Source organism: Ferruginibacter sp., from assembly GCF_031430955.1.
In the GTDB taxonomy this organism is placed as follows: Bacteria; Bacteroidota; Bacteroidia; order Chitinophagales; family Chitinophagaceae; genus Ferruginibacter.
Window position 1 is genome coordinate 1 of sequence record NZ_JANPCM010000137.1, and the last position, 2502, is coordinate 2502.

General features: G+C 37.1%; 2 protein-coding genes, 1 tRNA gene and 1 pseudogene. All 4 read left to right on the forward strand.

Going from position 1 to position 2502, the window contains the following annotated elements:
* Positions 1-371: pseudogene (locus ACY65O_RS03700) on the forward strand (peptidylprolyl isomerase); the annotation flags it as partial.
* 228 nt (positions 372-599) lie between these two features.
* The gene (gene hflX / locus ACY65O_RS03705; RefSeq protein ID WP_462219502.1) at positions 600-1793 is read left to right on the forward strand and encodes a GTPase HflX; all 1194 of its coding nucleotides are present in this window, start codon (positions 600-602) and stop codon (positions 1791-1793) included.
* An 88-nt stretch (positions 1794-1881) separates the two neighbouring features.
* Positions 1882-2244: a Rieske (2Fe-2S) protein gene (locus ACY65O_RS03710; protein ID WP_462219503.1), complete on the forward strand. Its 363-nt coding sequence runs from the start codon at positions 1882-1884 to the stop codon at positions 2242-2244.
* Between the two features lie 154 nt (positions 2245-2398).
* Positions 2399-2472 (forward strand) — tRNA-Asn (locus ACY65O_RS03715).
* Positions 2473-2502 lie beyond the last annotated feature (30 nt).

The following is a 2502-nucleotide window of genomic DNA, read 5'->3' on the forward strand; positions in this document are numbered from 1 at the left end:
CCGCAGGTATGCTGCAGGGCAGGGATGGAAGTTTTTTAACTATTGATCAGCTGGATAAAGATATAGTGGTGATGCTGAAAGATTTAAAAATCGGCCAATACTCTCAACCTGTAGAATATGCAGACCAAACTGGTAAAAAAGGGGTACGCATAGTATATTTAAAAACTAAAACAGAACCGCACCGTGAAAATTTGAAAGACGATTATAACCGTATTTCGCAAAGGGCTCTTGAAGAAAAAAAGAATGACGCATTAGACGCCTGGTTTATTAAAAAAATACCCACGTATTTTATAATGGTGGATGATGAATTTAAAAGCTGCCCCGAAATGAAAAAATGGACAGCAGCGTCTAACACGGCTTTAAAAAATTAATTTACTGTATTGATAAAATAAAAAGCGTTCCGGTACTGCCGGAACGCTTTACTTTTGTAGATAATTGCCACAGAGACGCAGAAGCACAGAAAGTAAATTTGCCCTTACAAAGCAAAAATAAGATTTGTATTTACTGTATTTTTCTGTGCCTCCGTGCCTCTGTGGTAAAAATTTTCTGCCGCAGGCAGCTAACTGTATTTATAAAATTTGCAGCTAAAATAAATAACATTGATAGAAAAAAAACAACTCTTTACAAAAGAAGAAAACTGCATTTTGGTTGGTCTTATTTATAAAGAACAAACAGAAATACAGGTTAACGAATACCTGGACGAACTTACTTTTCTTGCAGAAACGGCAGGCGCACAAACAATAAAACGGTTTACACAAAAACTCCCTCATCCCGATAGTAAAACATTTGTTGGTAAAGGAAAATTAGAAGAGATAAAACAATTTATTTTATTAAAAGGTAATATCCACATTGTAATTTTTGATGATGAACTAACCGGTTCACAAATTCAGAATATAGAAAAAGAACTGAACGTAAAAACTATTGACCGCAGCGATTTAATTTTAGACATATTTGCCAGCCGTGCAAAAACCGCACAGGCAAAAACACAGGTAGAGCTGGCGCAATACCAATATATATTACCACGCCTTAAAGGTATGTGGAAACATTTGGAACGCCAGGGTGGCGGTGTAGGCACAAGAGGCCCCGGTGAAACTGAAATTGAAACCGACAGGCGTATTGTAAAAGATAAAATAGGGTTATTACGTAAACGGTTGGCCGAAATTGACAAACAATCTTTTACTCAACGAAAAGACAGGGGAGAATTTATACGTGTAGCATTGGTAGGTTATACCAACGTAGGCAAATCTACCTTAATGAATTTATTAAGCAAGAGCGAAGTGTTTGCCGAAAATAAATTATTTGCAACATTAGATACCACTACCCGTAAAGTAGTGTTTGAACAAACACCTTTTTTATTAAGCGATACAGTTGGTTTTATAAGAAAGCTGCCGCATCATTTGGTGGAAAGTTTTAAAAGTACCTTAGATGAAGTAAGAGAAGCAGATGTATTATTGCATGTGGTAGATATTTCTCATCCGCAGTATGAAGAACAAATAACGGTGGTAAATAAAACTTTGGCAGAATTAAAAATAGAAGAAAAACCTACCATCACCATTTTTAATAAAATGGATAAGTACGAAGCTGAAGCCTTTGACCAATGGCTGGAAGCCGATGTAAAAAAAGAAATACTCAACGATTTAAAACAACGCTGGCAAACTGAAACAAAAGGCAATTGTGTTTTTGTATCGGCCATTGAAAAAACAAATATTGATTTGTTGCGGCAAACTATTTTAAATGCAGTTAGAGATACTTACCGCATCCGTTATCCTTACAAAGCAGAATTTTTTTATTGAGAAAATGTCCCACAGATTTCGCTGATTACGCAAATTAATACAAATAATTTTTTTCTGCGGCATCTGCGTAATCAGCGGGCAAATTAAAATGGACGTAAACAAAAAATACACCTGGCATAAAATTGCAGCAAGCATTGAAGAAATTAATTTTTCTGCAAACGGACTAGCAGAAGTAACTGCCGGTAATAAAACCATTTGTATTGCCCTCCATCAAAATAAATTATTTGCCTGCACCCAAAAATGTCCGCACGCCGGGGGCATTATGGCTGGCGGACATATAGATGCCACCGGGAATATTGTTTGCCCTTTACACCGCTACAAGTACAGCCTCAATAATGGCCGCAATACCAGTGGCGAAGGCTATTTTTTAAAAACTTTCCCTGTAGAAATGCGACTGGAGGGCATATTTGTAGGCCTGGAAAAAAATAACCTTTTTGGCTTACTTAAATAGTTGCCTTTATTTTTTTTCCAAAAGCTAAAAAGCCTTACTTTTGCCCTCCCTTAAAAGGGAAGTATAAATTCCTCCTTAGTCGTAGTTTTTCATTTCGACGCAGGAGTAATAGAAAAACAAGATCCCGATTTTTTCGGGGCTTAAATAAAAACACTCCTCCTTAGCTCAGTTGGTTAGAGCATCTGACTGTTAATCAGAGGGTCGCCCGTTCAAGTCGGGCAGGGGGAGCAAGACACACTAAAGGGTTTCAAGAAATTG

What these genes read in the sequence shown, in the direction of transcription:
- ACY65O_RS03710 (WP_462219503.1), top strand. Translation starts at nt 1,882, where the DNA reads ATGGACGTAAACAAAAAATACACCTGGCATAAAATTGCAGCAAGCATT.